Source organism: Tabrizicola fusiformis (genome assembly GCF_013328815.1).
Classification (GTDB): domain Bacteria; phylum Pseudomonadota; class Alphaproteobacteria; order Rhodobacterales; family Rhodobacteraceae; genus Fuscibacter.
On sequence record NZ_JABUHN010000023.1, the window covers coordinates 1 to 15,796 of the forward strand.

The following is a 15,796-nucleotide window of genomic DNA, read 5'->3' on the forward strand; positions in this document are numbered from 1 at the left end:
GCGGGGCTGAAGCTGATGAAAGACGAGCGCCAGAGCGGCAAGCAGATGGGCCTGAAGAACGCGGTCTACAGCTGGACGGTGCTGTGGGAGCTGCTGATGGCGATGGGCTGGACGCCCCGTTCCCCGGCCTCTTCCCTCCCCTACCGGGTGCGCTTGCGGAGTGGGGAGACCGGCTCTTCGATCGGCCAGACCTTAAACCCGCAATTCAGCGATTGGTTGATGGGGTGGCCACCGGGCTGGACCGAACCGCTGCGGCCGGTAACGGAGTGGTCCCGCTGGCTGCAGCACGCGCGTGGCGCATGCTGAAGGTTCATGTGCTCAAGGGCTGAAACTTAAGCGGCCTAGGCATCACCCGGGCCGTTTTTTTTGTCTCGCCAGAATAGAAAAAACCTTTGACTATGGTGCCGCCTTTTTCTTCAAGTGCGGTGTTTTGCCTATGACCAGACTCAGAGACCCCGACGGAAGCGGCCACACTTTTTTGCACGGCGATTTGGAGGCTCGGTACTGCGCAGAGGTGAAGCAGTACAACGGGCTTTGCCAGCATCCGGTGAAAACCCGGACGCTGCGCGGATCGAACGTTGTAGACCAATGCAAAATCTGCGGCGAGCAGAGTGGAACCCCCTTCAAGAAACTTCCAGGTTTTGAGAGCCTACCCTTGTTCCAAGACGGATTAAGGGAAGAGTATCAGGCTAGGCGAAACGAGGCGAGGTTGGAGATCGACCGCCGTTACTGGGCCGAGAATGCCGAATCAAAGGCTAACCTGTCCGCCACAGCTGAGCCGCTAGCAAAAGAGTATGCGGCCTACCTTAGAACTCCGGAGTGGCAGGTTAAACGCCTCAAGGTTCTGAAACGGGCAAATGGGATCTGCGAAGGCTGCCTCGCATGTGAAGCGACCGAGGTCCACCACAAGACTTATCGCCACGTTCAAAATGAATTGCTCTTCGACCTCGTGGCGCTTTGTCGGCAATGTCATGAGAAGGCCCATCCTGAGAAGTTCGACCACGACGAATTCTACGAAGATTTTGCGGTCTGTGCCTCGTGTCGCTGGGTAGCCAGCGGTTGGTGCGCCAAGTTTGAAGTCGACATCTACAAAGCGTTCCAGACTAGTGGCATGTGTTTTCCGGCGGGCGCGGGATTTGAACCGCTGAAGTAGCAAACAGGTTGGTGTCGTCAGTCTGGTGCTGTGGGGCGGAGCTGATCGAGCCTTTCGGTGATGCTCCCCCCGGACCCTCTTCTAGCTGTGAGGATTTTTTGGCGGCGGCACAAAATTTTCCATCCAGAAGCTGCCGCACGGTTGTCCAGAAGCTGGCGCGCCGCCACAACGGCGCAAGAGGCTGACCGGAAAAGATTCCCGCCAGCCTGAAGGAGATCAACAGGCAAAGGACCACCGCCGCGCGGCCATGGCGGCGCGCCCCAACGCACACGCGCGCGATAATCTTCAGAGATTTCAAGGGTAAATGGCGGACCCGGAGCGATTCGAACGCCCGACCCTCAGATTCGTAGTCTGATGCTCTATCCAGCTGAGCTACGGGTCCGTCTTGAGGGGGCGTTTAGCTGGCCCGCTCGGGCTTGGCAAGGGCGAAAACGCGAAAACCTCAGCTTGGCAATCCGGCCTTGGGCAGACGGATCAGAAACTCGGTGCCTTCCGCGTCGGATCGGGCAAGTTCCAGCCGCCCGCCATGGCCGCGCACCAGTTCGGCGGCGATGGCAAGGCCAAGGCCGGTGCCGCCCTTGCGGGTGCCGCCCTGAAATGCCTCGAAAAGATGCTCCCGCGCCTTTTCCGGCAGGCCGGGGCCGCTGTCGCCGACGCGGATGCGCCATTCCTCGGGCCGGTCCTCGCCGGAAATCTCGATGGTGCCCCCCTCGCCCGCCGCTTCAATCGCCTGCCGGGCATTGCGCACCAGATTGGACAGCACGCGGAAAAGCTGCTCGCTGTCGGCACGCACCTTCAGCCCCTCGGGCATGTCAATCAGGCAGGCGACGGCGGTATCCTCGGCCAGCCCCTCGGCCTCGGCCACTTCGGCTGCAAGTTCGGCCAGCGCCACCTCGCGCAGATCGGGCGCGGCCTCTTCGGCCTTGCCGAATTTCAGCGTCGATTCGCACAAGCTCACCGCCCGGCTGATCGAAGAGACCAGCTTGGGCGCCGCGCGGGCGACGGTGGGGTCGGCGCTGCCCTCAAGCCGGTCGGCGAAAAGCTGGGCGGTGGTCAGGATATTGCGCAGATCGTGGCTGATCTTGGCGACGGCGCCGCCAAGCTGGGCCAGCCGTTCCTTCTGCCGCAGGCTGCCGGTCAGTTGCTGCTGCATCTTCTGCATGGCTTCTTCGGCCTCGCGCAGTTCCTCGACCTGCGCCATGGGGGCGATCACGCGGCGCACATCCTCGGGCGCTTCGGCGTAAGAGGCCATGTGCCGCGACACCCGCCGGATGGGCTGCACGATCAGCCTCTGCACCGCAAGGAACAGCAAAAGCGCCGTCACCGCCGAAATCAGCGCCGAAAGCAATAGGATGCGCAGCCCGTAGTCCAGCATTTCGGCGCGCAGGGGCGCCTCGTCCATGGTGACCTCGATCAGGAGCCCTGCCTTCTGCACCGGATTGCCGATGACGCGGATGATATCAGCCCCCGGCGTCAGCAGGCAGGCAAAGGCATCACGGATTAGGTCCCATGGCCCCGCCTCGCGCAGGTCATAAGTCGCGGAAATCGGGCGCGGGATGGGCGAGGACAGCACAAGCTGGCGCACCTCGTCGCGGCGTAGGACGATGTTGTAGACCTGCGCATTGGCCAGAAGCTCTGCCTCCAGCTCGGGCGAAACCATGTCTTCGGCGGCCAGTTGCGACAGCGAGGCGATCTGCGCCTTTTCCAGCCGGTTCATCAGAAAATCGGCGCGGAACCGGGCGATGGAGGGCACGAAGATCAGGATTTCGGCCAGCATGACAAAGCCGACGGTCAGCATGAGGAACCGCCCCGAGAGGGTATTCAGGAACCGCCCCCGCCCCGATGTCAAACCCTGCCATCCCCTTTGTCGCAACGCCGCTCAGGGCAGCAGCCGTTGCACCAGCCGAACCACCCGCCTAACCGCAGGATTATCAAAGAGTCGGGCCGAGAAATAGGCCCCAGCGGCCCGCTTGCCGATTTCCGCCCGCGTCGGATAGGGCAGGATCATTCCGGCGATGGTGGACAGCTTTACCCGGCCCGTAAGCGCGAGTTGCCAGAAGGCAATCGCCTCGCCCGCGCCGGGGCCGACCAGCGTTGCCCCCACCGGGCGCCCCTTGACCACCATCAGCTTGAGAAACCCCGCCGTGCGCCCCTCGGTTCGGGCGCGGTCGTTGCCCGCGAAGGGTTGCCGCAACACGGTCAGGGCGGCGCCATGGGCAGCGCGGGCCTCCGCTTCGGTCAGCCCGGCCTGTGCAAGTTCGGGGTCGGTATAGGTCACGCGGGGCACCCGCTGCGGGGCCTTGGCCGGCAGGCCCAGCAGGATCTGGCGGATCACCACCCCGGCATGGGCGCCCGCCAGATGGGTGAACTGTGCCCCGCCTGCCGCATCGCCCAAGGCATAGACCCGGCGATTGGTGGTTGAACGCAGGCCCGCCCCCACCGTCACCCCCTGCGCGGTATGGGCCACCCCTGCCGCGTCCAGCCCCAGCCCCTCCAGCATGGGCTTGCGTCCGGTTGCGGCCAGAAGGTGGCTCGCCGTGATCACCTCGCCATCGGCCAGAACGGCCTCGACCCCCTCGGGCAGCGGGCGCAGGCGGACCACCGCCTGCCCCTGCCGCAGCATCACGCCTTCGGCCGCAAGGGCGTCGGTCACCACCAAAGCCGCCTCGGGGTCTTCGCGGGACAGAAGCTGTGCCGCCTCGATCACCGTCACCTTGCAGCCCAGCCGCCGGTGCGCCTGCGCCATTTCCATCCCGATCGGCCCACCGCCTAGGATCAGCAGGTGTTCAGGCGGCGCGCGCAGGGCAAAGATCGTCTCGTTCGTCAGGACCGGCACCCGCGCGATGCCGTCGATCGGCGGCAGCACGGGCCGCGCGCCGGTGGCAATCACAAAGCGGCGGGCGCGGATCAGATGACCGCCCGCCTCCACCTCACGCGGAGAGGTAAAGCGCGCCATGGCGCGGATCACCGTCACGCCCAGACCTTCAAAGCGTTCCTGACTGTCATGCGGGGCGATGGCAGCAATCACGGCATCCACATGGTCTTTGGCCGCGGCAAAATCCACCGCAGGCACCTCGGGCCGCAACCCCATGCCACCACGCCGCCGCGCCTCGGCCGCAGCGCCCGCCGCCAGCAGCGCCTTTGACGGCACGCAGCCATGGTTCAGGCAGTCGCCCCCCATCGCAGCGCCCTCGATCAGCACCACCCGCGCGCCCATCTGCACCGCCCCGGCCGCCAGCGACAGCCCGCCAGACCCGGCGCCGATCACGCAGACATCGGTGCTGATCCGCGTCATTTCCCATCCTCCACGCCGGGCCGCAGCGCCCGCCACAGCACCGGGCCCGCGACAAGCGCCGCCAGCCCGCACAGCCCCAAAACCACCTGCGGCGAAGTCAGCAGGCTGAGGTCAGGCGCCTCGCCTCGCGCCAGAACCTCGGCCAGACCGCTGCCCAGCGTGGTCAGGATCAGCGCGCCGGGCAAGATGCCCAGCACCGTCGTCGCCGCAAAAGGCCAGAGCCGCACCCCCGCAAAAGCGGGCAACAGATTGGCGGCAAAGAAGGGAACCACCGGCAAAAGCCGCATCACCAGAAGCGCAGGCCATGCGTTGCGTTGCAGCCGCTGCAACAGCGCCGCCCCCCGCCCTTTGGCCAGCCGGGCCGCAACATCGGCGCCAATTCCGGCGCGGGCCGCCAGAAACACCCCGACCGCGCCCAGCGAGGCGCCGGTCACATTATAGACCACCCCCGGGAACAGCCCGAACAGCATCCCCCCCGCCAGCGTCGCCAATGTCGCCCCGGGCAGCGAAAGCGCCACCATCCCCGCATAGCCCAGCACGAATGCCCCCGCCGTCAACAGCGGGTGGGTGTCGCGCAGCGCGGTCAGCGCCCCGGCATGGCGGCCAAGCGCCTGAAACGACAGGTCATCGCGCAGGAAGATCACGCCGAACAGCGCCGAACAGGCGATGATCAGCAGGGGCAGGCGGCGGATCACTCCGTTTCGGGGGCTGGAAAGGTGCATGGCCCAAGGATGGCGTCCGGGCGGGCGGCTGACCAGCCCCTTCACGCCGGGTTGATGGCCGGACCTTCTGTCTGCCCTTGCCGGGGCGCGCAACCTGCGAAATGTTGCAGAAATCCCGCGCCGCCCACGTTGACAGGGCCTGAAAGCGCCCGTAAAGACCGGGCTTCAAGTTACCGCCCTCGAATCCCCGCGGGTTCGGGACGCCGTCTGATGGAGAGCCGCGATGAAGCGCACTTACCAACCGTCGAACCTGGTTCGCAGCCGTCGCCACGGCTTCCGCGCCCGCATGGCCACCAAAGGCGGCCGTCTGGTGCTGGCCGCCCGCCGCGCCAAGGGCCGCAAGGTTCTGTCCGCCTGATTTCCTTGACGGCCTTCGGGCCGGAGGATGATGCGATGACACCGCCGGAAACCACGGGCCAAGGCATGGATGCCGAAGCGCCCGTTGCGTCTCCGGCGGTTTCGCTTTGCCTTGAGACACTGCGCAACCGCCCCGACTTTCTGCGCGCCGCCTCGGCGCGGCGGCAGGGCACCGGCGGTTTTCTGTTGCAGGCCCGCGCCCGGGACGATGACAGCACCGTGGTGCGCGTGGGCTTCACCGCCTCTAAGAAGATCGGCAATGCGGTGGCACGCAACCGCGCCAAGCGCCGCCTGCGCGAGGTGGCCCGCGCCATTCTTGCACATGCGGCGCGGCCCGGCTGGGATTATGTTCTGGTCGCCAAGCCCGGTGCCACCACCACCCGCGATTTCGCCCTGCTGCTTGATGATCTGACCGCCGCCTTGCGCTCGGTCCACCGGGGGCGGCCATGACGCCGCTTGCCCATCTGGTTGCCATGCCGGTGCGCGCCTATCGGCTGCTTCTCAGCCCCTGGGTCGGCCATGGCTGCCGGTTTCAGCCCACCTGCTCGGCCTATGCGCTTGAGGCGCTGGAACGCCATGGCGCCGTCAAGGGCGGCTATCTGATGGTTCACCGGCTTTGCCGCTGCCATCCTTGGGGCGGCCACGGCTATGACCCGGTTCCCGGCGCCGATCCCGACTTTGACCGCGCGCATCACCCGTAACCGCCCGCCCCGTCCCGCCGTTGACGCCTCCGGCGGGAGTATTTGAAGAAGGGCAAATGCAAGGCGTGTTTTGCATTACCGGCAGCGCTCTGGCATAGCAGGCCATCCGAGAGGGACGATCATGTTTGACGACGATGACGCCGACGACATCCACCCGCTGTTCTACGGCGCCCCCAAAAGCACCGAGTTCCGCAAGCTGCGCAAGCGGCTGGTGCAGAACGTGCGCGAGGCGATCGAGACCTATGGCATGGTGCGCCCCGGCGACCGCTGGCTGATCTGCCTGTCGGGTGGCAAGGACAGCTATACCCTTCTCGCCGTGCTGACCGAGCTGAAATGGCGCGGCCTTCTGCCCGCTGACCTTCTGGCCTGCAATCTGGATCAGGGCCAGCCCGGCTTTCCGGCCACCGTCCTGCCCGAGTTTCTGACACGCATGGGCGTGCCGCACCGGATCGAATATCAGGACACCTATTCGGTGGTGATCGACAAGATCAAGCCGGGCGGCACGATGTGCAGCCTGTGTTCGCGGCTGCGGCGCGGCAACCTTTACCGCATCGCGCGCGAAGAGGGGTGTTCCACCGTGGTTCTGGGCCATCACCGCGACGACATTCTGGAAACCTTCTTCATGAACCTGTTCCACGGCGGCAGGCTGGCCTCGATGCCGCCGCGGCTGGTGAATGAAGAGGGCGATCTGTTCGTCGCCCGCCCGCTTGCCTTTGTCTCCGAGGCGGATTGCGAGAAATTCGCCCGCGGCATGAATTACCCCATCATCCCCTGCGATCTGTGCGGCAGTCAGGAAGGGCTGCAACGTGCGCAGGTGAAAAAGCTGCTGGATGAATGGGAGACCCGCAGCCCGGGGCGGCGGCAAGTGATGTTCCGGGCACTGATGAACGTGCGTCCTTCGCATCTGGCGGACCCCGGTCTCTTTGATTTCGCCGGGCTGATGGCGGGAAAGATCGAATTGTCGGGAAATCCTCCGCAACTGAGGGATGTGGATTAACAGATCACTCAACCTGATTCTCTAGGCTGACCCTGGCCGGGATGCCCGGTTTGGTCGGAGAACAGGTCATGCCCCAGCGGTTTCCCGATGCGCTTGTCGCCCTGCGCTGGCTTGGCGCGCAGTTGCGGCGTCCCGAACTGATGGTGTTCCTGCCCGCGCTGACGCTTGCTGCCTTCTGGCTGGGCGGGGAAGAGGTGCTGATCCTGACGGCGCTGGCGGCGCCGCTGATCTTTACCATCGCCGGTGCCTTCCGCTTTGCCGATCCGCCGCCGCCCGGCCCGCCCGATGCGCTGGGGGGGCTGGCGCTGCGGCCCCATATCCTCGCCGTGCTGGACCACGCCTACCGCGAGGCGCCGATCACCGGCGCAACCACCGCCTGCCTTGTGGTGCAACTTGACGAGGTTGAGGAACTGGCCCGCCGCCACGGCCGCGCGGCCCAGACAGAGGTGCTTGCGCGCACGGCCGAGCGGCTCTGCGCCGCGCTGCGCAGCGGCGATGCGGTTGCCCGGCTGGAAGGCGGCGGTTTTGCCGTGACGCTTGCCCCGGTGCGTCGGCTTGACCTTGAAACCGTGGTCCAGATCGCGGCCCGACTACAATCGGCGGTGACCGTGCCGGTCAGCCTGAACGCCACGCGGCTGCATCTGACCTGTTCGGTCGGGTTCTGTCTGGCGGTGCGGGCGCCGGAACCCTCCGGTCAGGCGCTTCTGGATGCCGCGCTGATGGCCGCCGATGAAGCCGCAGCAAACGGCCCCGGCGCCATCCGCGCCTATTCGCCCGAAATTTCGCAGCGCCGCGCCAGCCGCAGCGCCCTGCGCGAGGAGTTGGAGACTGCGCTGGATGAAGGCCAGATCCGTCCCTATTTCCAGCCGCAGATTTCCACAGATACCGGCGCCATCACCGGGTTCGAGGCGCTGGCGCGCTGGCATCACCCGACCCGCGGCCTGATCCCGCCTGCCGAATTTCTGCCGCTGATCGAGGACTCGGGGCTGGGGGAGCGTCTGGGCGAAGTGATCCTCTACAGCGCCCTTTCGGCTCTGACCCGCTGGGACAAGGGGGGGCTTGAGGTGCCCAATATCTCGGTCAACTTTTCAAGCGCGGAACTGCGCAACCCGCGGCTGGCCGACAAGCTGAAATGGGAGCTTGACCGCTTTGACCTTGAGCCGCGCCGCCTGACCGTGGAAGTGCTGGAAACCGTGGTCGCGGAAACCGCACATGACGTGATCGTGTCGAACATCGCGGCGCTGGCGCGGCTGGGCTGCGGCATCGACTTGGATGATTTCGGCACCGGCCATGCCTCGATCACCTCGATCCGCCGCTTTGCCATCCGGCGGCTGAAGATCGACCGCAGCTTTGTCACCCATGTCGATGAAGACCGCGAACAGCAAAAGATGGTCTCGGCCATCCTGTCGATGGCCGAACGGCTTGGCCTTGCCACCCTTGCCGAAGGGGTCGAGACGCCCGGCGAACATGCCATGCTGGCGCAACTGGGCTGCGGCGATGTGCAGGGCTTTGGCATCGCCCGCCCGATGCCGCTGGAAGAAACCTTCGACTGGATCGCCCGCCACCGCGCTGCACAGACCACGGCACCCCGCATCGGCCACCGGGCGCGCTGACCCCGCACACCGGATGCGCTGACACCCGCATCCCGCCCTCTCCGCCAAGGCGGCCCGGGGCACCATGAACGGTGCCCCGGGCCGCCTTTTCGCGGAAATCCTCTTCGCAGGCCCGCCCGGCCCCGCGATGGGGGGAAAACCGCTTGACCTTTGCCCCCCCCTTCTGTTGAAGCACCGCTGACCCTGAACGGAGTGGTGGTGGTCCGATGGACGATCAAAACAAGAACCTCATCCTCGCAACGATCCTCAGCTTCCTCGTGATCCTGGGCTGGTTCGTTGCAGGCCCCATGATTTTCCCGCAATGGTTCCCGACGGAAACCACGCAGGAAGCCACCGCCCCCGATGCTGCGGGCCAGCCTGCTGCCACGCCGCCCGCCGCGGGCGAGCCGGCCGCCGGCGCTGCCACGCTGGAAACCGCGCCGCTGCCCGAGGCGCCGCGCCTGACGATCGACACGCCCAAGCTGGCCGGGTCGATCTCGATGCTGGGCGGGCGGATCGACGATCTGTCGCTGAAAACCTATCGTGAGACGCTGGAAGCGAATTCGCCCAATGTCCGGCTGCTCTCGCCGGTGGGGCAGGCTTTCCCCTATTATGCCGTCTTCGGCTGGACCCCGGGCAAAGGGCTGACTGCTGCCGACCTGCCCGATGCCAAATCGCAATGGACCGTCGCCAGCGGCAGCACGCTGGCCCCCGGTGCGCCCGTCACCCTGACCTGGACCAACGGCAAGGGCCTGACCTTCACCCGCACCATCGCGGTGGACGAGGACTTCATGTTCACCGTCACCGATGCCGTGGAAAACACCAGCACCGCCGAGGCCCGCCTTGCCCCCTATGGCATCATCGCGCGCCACGGCCTGCCCAAGTTGCAGAACATCTATGTCGTGCATGAGGGGATCATCCGCCGCACCGACGGCAAGTATGAAGAAACCGACTACAAGGATGTGACCAAATACGATCCCGTCGAGGCCGAAGGCGCCCCGGCCGAGATTGCCGAGGGCACGACCGACGGCTGGATCGGCATCACCGACCACTACTGGATGACCACGCTGATCCCCGAGCAGGGCAAGCCCTACAAGGCGGTGACGAAATACGTCCCCGGCGCCGACATCTATCAGACCGAAGTGCGCCAGCCGGTGCTGGCCGTTGCCCCCGGCGCCAAGGCCGAAGTGACCACCCGGCTTTATGCCGGGGCCAAGGAATGGGCCACGATCCGCGATTATCAGGACAAGGCCGGGATCGCAGGCTTTGTAGATTCGATCGACTGGGGCTGGTTCTATTTCCTGACCAAGCCGATCTTCTCGGTGCTGCACTGGCTGCATGGCATCATCGGCAACATGGGTCTGGCCATCATCGCGCTGACCTTCGTGCTGAAGGTGCTGGTGCTGCCGCTCGCCTATAAATCCTATGTCTCGATGGCGCGGATGAAGGAACTGCAACCCGAGCTTGAGGCGCTGAAAGAGCGCGCGGGCGAGGACAAGCAGAAGCTGCAAAAGGAAATGATGCAGCTTTACAAGGAGAAAAAGGTCAACCCCGCCGCAGGCTGTCTGCCGGTGCTGATCCAGATTCCGATCTTCTTCAGCCTTTACAAGGTGATCTTCGTCACCATCGAGCTGCGGCAGGCGCCGTTCTTCGGCTGGCTGAAAGACCTGTCGATGCCCGATCCCTCGTCGCTCTATAACCTCTTCGGCTTCCTGCCGTGGGACGCGCCGATGGCGGGCACGCTGACCCATACCATCTTCATCGGCGTGCTGCCGATCCTGCTGGGCGTGTCGATGTGGCTGCAGCAAAAGCTGAACCCCGCGCCCGCCGATCCGGTGCAACAGCAGATCTTTGCCTGGATGCCTTGGGTCTTCATGTTCATGCTGGGCAGCTTTGCCTCGGGGCTGGTTCTCTACTGGATCACGAACAACACGATCACCTTCATGCAACAGTATGCGATCATGTCCAGCCACGGCCACCGGCCCGACCTCTTCGGCAACATCCGAAAGACGTTCAGGAAAAAGCCGGCGCCGGTGGCGGTGCCCAAGCCCGAGAAGGTGCGCAAGAAATGACAGGACGGCTGGCGCATCTTTTCCGCCACCCGATCAAAGCCCACGGACGCGAGGAACTCGCGTCCGTTGTGCTTTCGGCGGGGGCCGCCCTGCCATGGGACCGGCACTGGGCCGTGGCCCATGCCGCCTCGAAATTCGACGCAGGCGCCCCGGCCTGGACGCCTTGCCCCAATTTTCAGCGCGGCGCCCGCACGCCCGCGCTGATGGCGATCACCGCCGTCTTTGACGAAGGCACCGGCGAGATGACCCTGCGCCACCCCGATCTGGCCGAGCTGCGCTTTCATCCCGAAACCGAAGGGGTCCGGCTGATCGACTGGCTGGCGCCGATCAGCCCGGACGACCGCTTTGCCCCGGTGGCGCTGGTCAAGGCGCCTGGCGTGGCGATGACCGACAGCAATTATCCCACCGTGTCGATCAAGAATCTGGCCTCGAACGCCGCCTTGGCGGATCATATGGGCCAGCCGCTCTCGATCCACCGCTGGCGGGGGAACCTGTGGGTGGACGGATTTGCGCCCTGGGCCGAGTTCGGCTGGATCGGGCGGCAATTGCAGGTGGGCGAGACGCGGCTTGAGGTGCGCGAACGGGTGGGCCGCTGCAAGGCGACCAGCGCGAACCCCGAAACCGGGGTGATTGACGCCGACACATTGCGCGGGCTGCGCGACGTGGTGGGCGAACAGGATTTCGGCGTCTTTGCCGTGGTGCTGCAAGGCGGGCGCATTCAGCCCGGCGACAGGGTAGAGGTGATCTGATGGCGCTGCAATTCATAACGGCCCCCGAGCCCGAGGACGAGCCGCGCGAAAAGGGCCGCCTGATGTTCGCGGGCCCCGTCGATTTCGTCAAAGGCGTCACCACCATGGCCGCCCTGCCGCCGCCCGACCGGCTGGAAATTTGCTTTGCCGGGCGGTCGAATGTGGGGAAATCCAGCCTGATCAATGCGCTGACCGGGCGCAAGAACCTTGCCCGTGCCTCGAACACGCCGGGGCGGACGCAGGAAATCAACTTCTTCGCGCTGGGAGAGGTCCGCTATCTGGTGGACCTTCCCGGCTATGGCTATGCCGAGGCGCCGGTGGCCATCGTCGCCAAATGGCAGGCGCTGCTGAAGCAATATCTGCAAGGCCGCCAGACGCTGCGCCGCGCCTTCGTGCTGATCGACACGCGGCATGGGGTGAAGGCGGTGGATGAAGAGATTCTGACCTTGCTCGACAAATCCGCGGTCACCTTTCAGGTGGTGATGACCAAGGCCGACAAGGTGAACCGCGAAACGCGCGAGGCGAATATCGCGCAGGTCAAGGCGGCCTTGGGCAAACATCCGGCGGCCTATCCCGAGATCATCGTCACCTCCTCGGAAAAGGGCGAAGGGGTGGAGACGCTGCGCGCCATCATCGCCACGCTGGAATAGCCGGAGCGACAAACTGGGGCTGGCGCCCGGCGCGCGCTTGCGGCAGGTTGCGGGCAGGAGCCCGCCATGCCGCCCCCGACCTCGCCTCTGGCGCCGCTGCGCCACCCTGCCTTTCGCCTGATCTGGACCGCCACGCTGGTCTCGAATCTGGGATGGCTTATTCAGGGGGTGGGCGCGGGCTGGCTTATGGCCGAATTGACCCCCTCGCATGACATGGTGGCGCTGGTTCAGGGTTCGACCACGCTGCCGATCATGATTCTGGCGGTGGCCGCCGGGGCGCTGGCCGACAATTTCGACCGCCGCAAGGTGATGCTGGCGGCCCAGCTTTTCATGGGGGCGGTTTCGGTGCTGCTGTCAGTGGCGGCATGGGGCGGTTGGCTGGGGCCGTGGAGCCTCTTGTGTTTCACCTTCCTGCTGGGCCTTGGTTCGGCGCTGCATCTGCCGGCATGGCAGGCGTCGATGCGTGATCTTGTGCCGCGCGAAGACCTGCCTGCCGCGGTCACCCTGAACTCGATGAGCTTCAACCTCATGCGCTCGATCGGCCCAGCCTTGGGCGGGGTGATCGTGGCGGCGGCGGGGGCAGCGGCGGCCTTTGCCATCAATGCGGTCAGCTATCTGGCGGTGATCTTCGCCCTCTTCCGCTGGAACCACCGGCCCGAACGCGGCGACCTGCCGGCAGAGCGGCTGCATTCCGCGATCTGGGCCGGGCTGCGTTATGTGGCCCTGTCGCCCAATCTGATGCGGGTGATGGCGCGGGCCTCGGTCTTTGGCCTTTCCGCCGTTGTCCTGCTGGCGCTTTTGCCGGTGGTGACGCGCGACACGTTGCAGGGCGGTGCGACGACCTATGGGCTTTTGCTGGGCGCCTTTGGCCTTGGCGCCATCGGTGGCGCGCTGGCCAGCCCGCAACTGCGCCGCCGCGCCGGGATCGAGGCGATTGTCGCCTGCTCTTTCCTTGCCTTCGGGGCGGGGACCGTGCTGGTGGCGGTTTCGACCACGCTCTGGCTGGTGCTGCCGGGGCTTTTGATGGCGGGGGCGGCCTGGGTTTCGGCGCTGTCGCTGTTCAACGTCTCGACCCAGCTTGCCACGCCGCGCTGGGTCGTGGGGCGGGCGCTGGCGGTTTATCAGACCGCGACCTTTGGCGGGATGGCGCTGGGAAGCTGGCTCTGGGGCTGGATTTCCGAGGTGGGCAGCCCGCAAACCGCGCTGCTCATCGCGGCGGGCGTCATGGTGGCCGGCGCGGCTCTGGGGCGCGTCCTGCCGATGCCGGACTTTTCCGACGTGAACCTCGATCCGGCCAACCGCTTTCACGAACCGGCGCTGCGGCTGGACCTCAAGGCGCGGTCAGGGCCGATACTGGTGATGATCGACTGGGAGATTCCGCCCGCCAATACCGATGCCTTCCTTGCCCTGATGGCCGACCGGCGGCGCATCCGGCTGCGCGACGGGGTGGGGCAATGGGCCTTGCTGCGCGATCTGGAAACGCCGGATATCTGGGTGGAAAGCTATCACGTTCCGACCTGGGTTGAATATATCCGCCACAACCAGCGCCGCACCCAGGCGGATTCGCAGAACTGGGACCGGCTGATGGAATTGCACCGTGGCCCCGAACCGCCCCGCATCCACCGCATGATTGAACGCGAGACGGTGCCGCTGCACGACGATCTGCCGATTCTGGAAAACCCCAAGATCCTCTAGACGTGCTGGGCGCCGTTCACCTCGATCTCGGCGCCGGAAATATAGCTCGCCTGATCCGAACACAGGAACCAGATCGCATCTGCCACTTCCGAGGGCTGGCCAAGCCGCTGCATCGGCAGCTTCTCGACGATCTTGTCGGTGCCGGGCGACAGGATTGCCGTTTCAATCTCGCCCGGCGCAATCGCGTTTACCCGCACGCCCAAGGGGCCGAAATCATGCGCCATCTCGCGCGTCAGTGCCGCCAGCGCCGCCTTTGACGTGGCATAGGCCGCCCCGGCAAAGGGATGCACCCGGGCGCCGGCGATGGAGGTGACGTTGACCACCGCGCCCTTGGCCGCCGAAAGCTCGTCGCGCAGCCCGCGCGCCAGCACGATCGAGGCGAAAAAGTTGACATGGAACACCTGCCCCCAGGTCCGCAGGTCGGTCTCCAGCGTGTTCAGCCGCTTGCCCCCCGGGCCTTTGGGCGAAATCCCGGCGTTGTTGACCAGCGCGTGCAGCTTGCCCCCGATCTTGTTCTTGATCACCTCAATCGCGGCAATGGTCTTGTCGGGGCTGGCAAGGTCGATCTCGATATGGTTCTCGGCCCCGTTGGGCCAAGGGCAGCGCGGATCGAAGGGCTGGCGCGAACAGGTCAGCACCCGCCAGCCTTCACGCTCAAACCGCTTCACCGTGGCATGGCCGATCCCGCGCGAGGCGCCGGTCAGCACTAGGGTCTTCTGCTCGGGGGTCTTCCGCTCGGACATGATGCCCTCCATTCTGGCGCCGACCTTACGCCGCGCATGGCCAAGCGCAAGCCAATCGGCGCTTGGCAGGGGGGGGCAAAAGCCTTATGGGGCGGGGAACCGGAGGCCCCCATGAAACAGCAGACCCTGACCATGACCGACGCCATCACAACCGCCAAAATGCTCTCGGAAGCCCTGCCCTATCTGCAACGTTTCACCGGCGCCGTGGTGGTGGTGAAATTCGGTGGCAATGCCATGGGCGACGATGCCGCGATGGCGGAATTTGCCCGCGATATCGTGCTGATGCGGCAGGTGGGCGTGAACCCGGTCGTGGTGCATGGCGGCGGGCCGATGATCAACGACATGCTGAACAAGCTGGGCATCAAGAGCGAGTTTGTCCGCGGCAAGCGGGTGACCGACAAGGCCACAGTGCAGGTGGTCGAGATGATCCTGTCCGGCCTTGTGAACAAGCGGATCGTGCAGGCCATCATGGATGCCGGCGGCCGCGCCGTGGGGATTTCCGGCAAGGATGACGACCTGATGGTCTGCGTCGCGGATGATCCCGAACTGGGCTATGTCGGCCGGCCGGTCGAGATGAACGTGCAGGTGCTGCGCGACCTCTACAATGCCGGGATCATCCCGGTCGTGGCGCCGGTGGCGACCGGCATGGCCGATAACGAGACCTTTAACGTCAACGGCGACACCGCGGCAGGGGCGATTGCCGGGGCGTTGCAGGCCGACCGTCTGCTGCTGTTGACCGATGTGCCCGGCGTCAAGAATGCCGCGGGTGAGGTGATGACCCAGATCACCCCCGATGAAATCCGGCAGATGACGGCGGATGGCGTGATCTCGGGCGGCATGATCCCCAAGACAGAAACTGCGCTGATGGCCATTGAACAGGGCACGCGGGCGGTGACCATTCTGGACGGCAAGGTGCCGAATGCCTGCCTTCTGGAACTGTTCACCGATCACGGCGCGGGCAGCCAGATCCGTTCGACCGAACCCCGGGTGAAACCGCGCGTCCGCCGCTGAACCCATAATCCGTGCAAAAGGCCGGGGGCGTCGCTCCCGGCTTTTTGCTGTCTGGATTG

At 65.6% G+C, this 15,796-nt stretch carries 15 protein-coding genes, 1 tRNA gene and 1 pseudogene; 12 read left to right on the forward strand and 5 right to left on the reverse strand.

Features of this window, described 5'->3' with window-relative positions:
* Window positions 1-306: pseudogene (locus tag HS053_RS20620) on the forward strand (hypothetical protein); the annotation flags it as partial.
* A 130-nt stretch (window positions 307-436) separates the two neighbouring features.
* Complete coding sequence (locus tag HS053_RS20625) at window positions 437-1,153, forward strand: HNH endonuclease (RefSeq protein WP_174213135.1); 717 nt, start codon at window positions 437-439, stop codon at window positions 1,151-1,153.
* 305 nt (window positions 1,154-1,458) lie between these two features.
* On the opposite strand, the gene HS053_RS20630 is transcribed toward HS053_RS20625, so the two are convergent.
* The 4 genes from HS053_RS20630 to HS053_RS20645 all read right to left on the reverse strand — a co-directional run bounded on the left by HS053_RS20630 (window position 1,459) and on the right by HS053_RS20645 (window position 5,170).
* Window positions 1,459-1,535 (reverse strand) — tRNA-Arg (locus HS053_RS20630).
* 60 nt (window positions 1,536-1,595) lie between these two features.
* Window positions 1,596-2,951 (reverse strand): sensor histidine kinase, encoded by a 1,356-nt coding sequence (locus tag HS053_RS20635; protein WP_174213136.1) that lies wholly within the window; start codon window positions 2,949-2,951, stop codon window positions 1,596-1,598.
* 81 nt (window positions 2,952-3,032) lie between these two features.
* Window positions 3,033-4,448, reverse strand: a complete 1,416-nt coding sequence (locus HS053_RS20640; protein ID WP_174213137.1) for a dihydrolipoyl dehydrogenase family protein — start codon at window positions 4,446-4,448, stop codon at window positions 3,033-3,035.
* The gene (locus HS053_RS20645; RefSeq protein WP_174213138.1) at window positions 4,445-5,170 is read right to left on the reverse strand and encodes a TVP38/TMEM64 family protein; all 726 of its coding nucleotides are present in this window, start codon (window positions 5,168-5,170) and stop codon (window positions 4,445-4,447) included. Before HS053_RS20645 ends, HS053_RS20640 begins: the two co-directional genes overlap by 4 nt.
* 223 nt (window positions 5,171-5,393) lie before the next feature.
* On the opposite strand from HS053_RS20645, the gene rpmH reads away from it, so the two are divergent.
* The 9 genes from rpmH to HS053_RS20690 all read left to right on the forward strand — a co-directional run bounded on the left by rpmH (window position 5,394) and on the right by HS053_RS20690 (window position 13,983).
* The gene (gene rpmH / locus HS053_RS20650) at window positions 5,394-5,528 is read left to right on the forward strand and encodes a 50S ribosomal protein L34 (protein WP_174213139.1); all 135 of its coding nucleotides are present in this window, start codon (window positions 5,394-5,396) and stop codon (window positions 5,526-5,528) included.
* Window positions 5,529-5,563: 35 nt separating this feature from the next.
* Complete coding sequence (gene rnpA, locus HS053_RS20655) at window positions 5,564-5,977, forward strand: ribonuclease P protein component (protein ID WP_174213140.1); 414 nt, start codon at window positions 5,564-5,566, stop codon at window positions 5,975-5,977.
* Window positions 5,974-6,228, forward strand: a complete 255-nt coding sequence (gene yidD, locus HS053_RS20660) for a membrane protein insertion efficiency factor YidD (protein WP_174213141.1) — start codon at window positions 5,974-5,976, stop codon at window positions 6,226-6,228. Before rnpA ends, yidD begins: the two co-directional genes overlap by 4 nt.
* A 121-nt stretch (window positions 6,229-6,349) precedes the next feature.
* Entirely contained in the window at window positions 6,350-7,225 is an 876-nt protein-coding gene (gene ttcA / locus HS053_RS20665) for a tRNA 2-thiocytidine(32) synthetase TtcA (protein WP_174213142.1), read from the forward strand.
* 68 nt (window positions 7,226-7,293) lie between these two features.
* On the forward strand, window positions 7,294-8,838 hold the full coding sequence (locus tag HS053_RS20670) for a putative bifunctional diguanylate cyclase/phosphodiesterase (protein ID WP_174213143.1): 1,545 nt from the start codon (window positions 7,294-7,296) through the stop codon (window positions 8,836-8,838).
* A 206-nt stretch (window positions 8,839-9,044) separates the two neighbouring features.
* On the forward strand, window positions 9,045-10,889 hold the full coding sequence (yidC, locus tag HS053_RS20675) for a membrane protein insertase YidC (protein ID WP_174213144.1): 1,845 nt from the start codon (window positions 9,045-9,047) through the stop codon (window positions 10,887-10,889).
* Window positions 10,886-11,638 (forward strand): MOSC domain-containing protein, encoded by a 753-nt coding sequence (locus HS053_RS20680; protein WP_174213145.1) that lies wholly within the window; start codon window positions 10,886-10,888, stop codon window positions 11,636-11,638. Before yidC ends, HS053_RS20680 begins: the two co-directional genes overlap by 4 nt.
* On the forward strand, window positions 11,638-12,288 hold the full coding sequence (yihA, locus tag HS053_RS20685; RefSeq protein WP_174213146.1) for a ribosome biogenesis GTP-binding protein YihA/YsxC: 651 nt from the start codon (window positions 11,638-11,640) through the stop codon (window positions 12,286-12,288). Before HS053_RS20680 ends, yihA begins: the two co-directional genes overlap by 1 nt.
* 66 nt (window positions 12,289-12,354) lie before the next feature.
* Window positions 12,355-13,983 carry an MFS transporter gene (locus HS053_RS20690; RefSeq protein ID WP_174213147.1) on the forward strand — a complete coding sequence of 543 codons (1,629 nt, stop codon included), beginning with the start codon at window positions 12,355-12,357 and terminating at the stop codon, window positions 13,981-13,983.
* On the opposite strand, the gene HS053_RS20695 is transcribed toward HS053_RS20690, so the two are convergent.
* Window positions 13,980-14,726 carry an SDR family oxidoreductase gene (locus HS053_RS20695; RefSeq protein WP_174213148.1) on the reverse strand — a complete coding sequence of 249 codons (747 nt, stop codon included), beginning with the start codon at window positions 14,724-14,726 and terminating at the stop codon, window positions 13,980-13,982. The two genes, HS053_RS20690 and HS053_RS20695, sit on opposite strands and share 4 nt — an antisense overlap.
* Before the next feature lie 132 nt (window positions 14,727-14,858).
* On the opposite strand from HS053_RS20695, the gene argB reads away from it, so the two are divergent.
* The gene (gene argB / locus HS053_RS20700; RefSeq protein ID WP_174213163.1) at window positions 14,859-15,737 is read left to right on the forward strand and encodes an acetylglutamate kinase; all 879 of its coding nucleotides are present in this window, start codon (window positions 14,859-14,861) and stop codon (window positions 15,735-15,737) included.
* Window positions 15,738-15,796 lie beyond the last annotated feature (59 nt).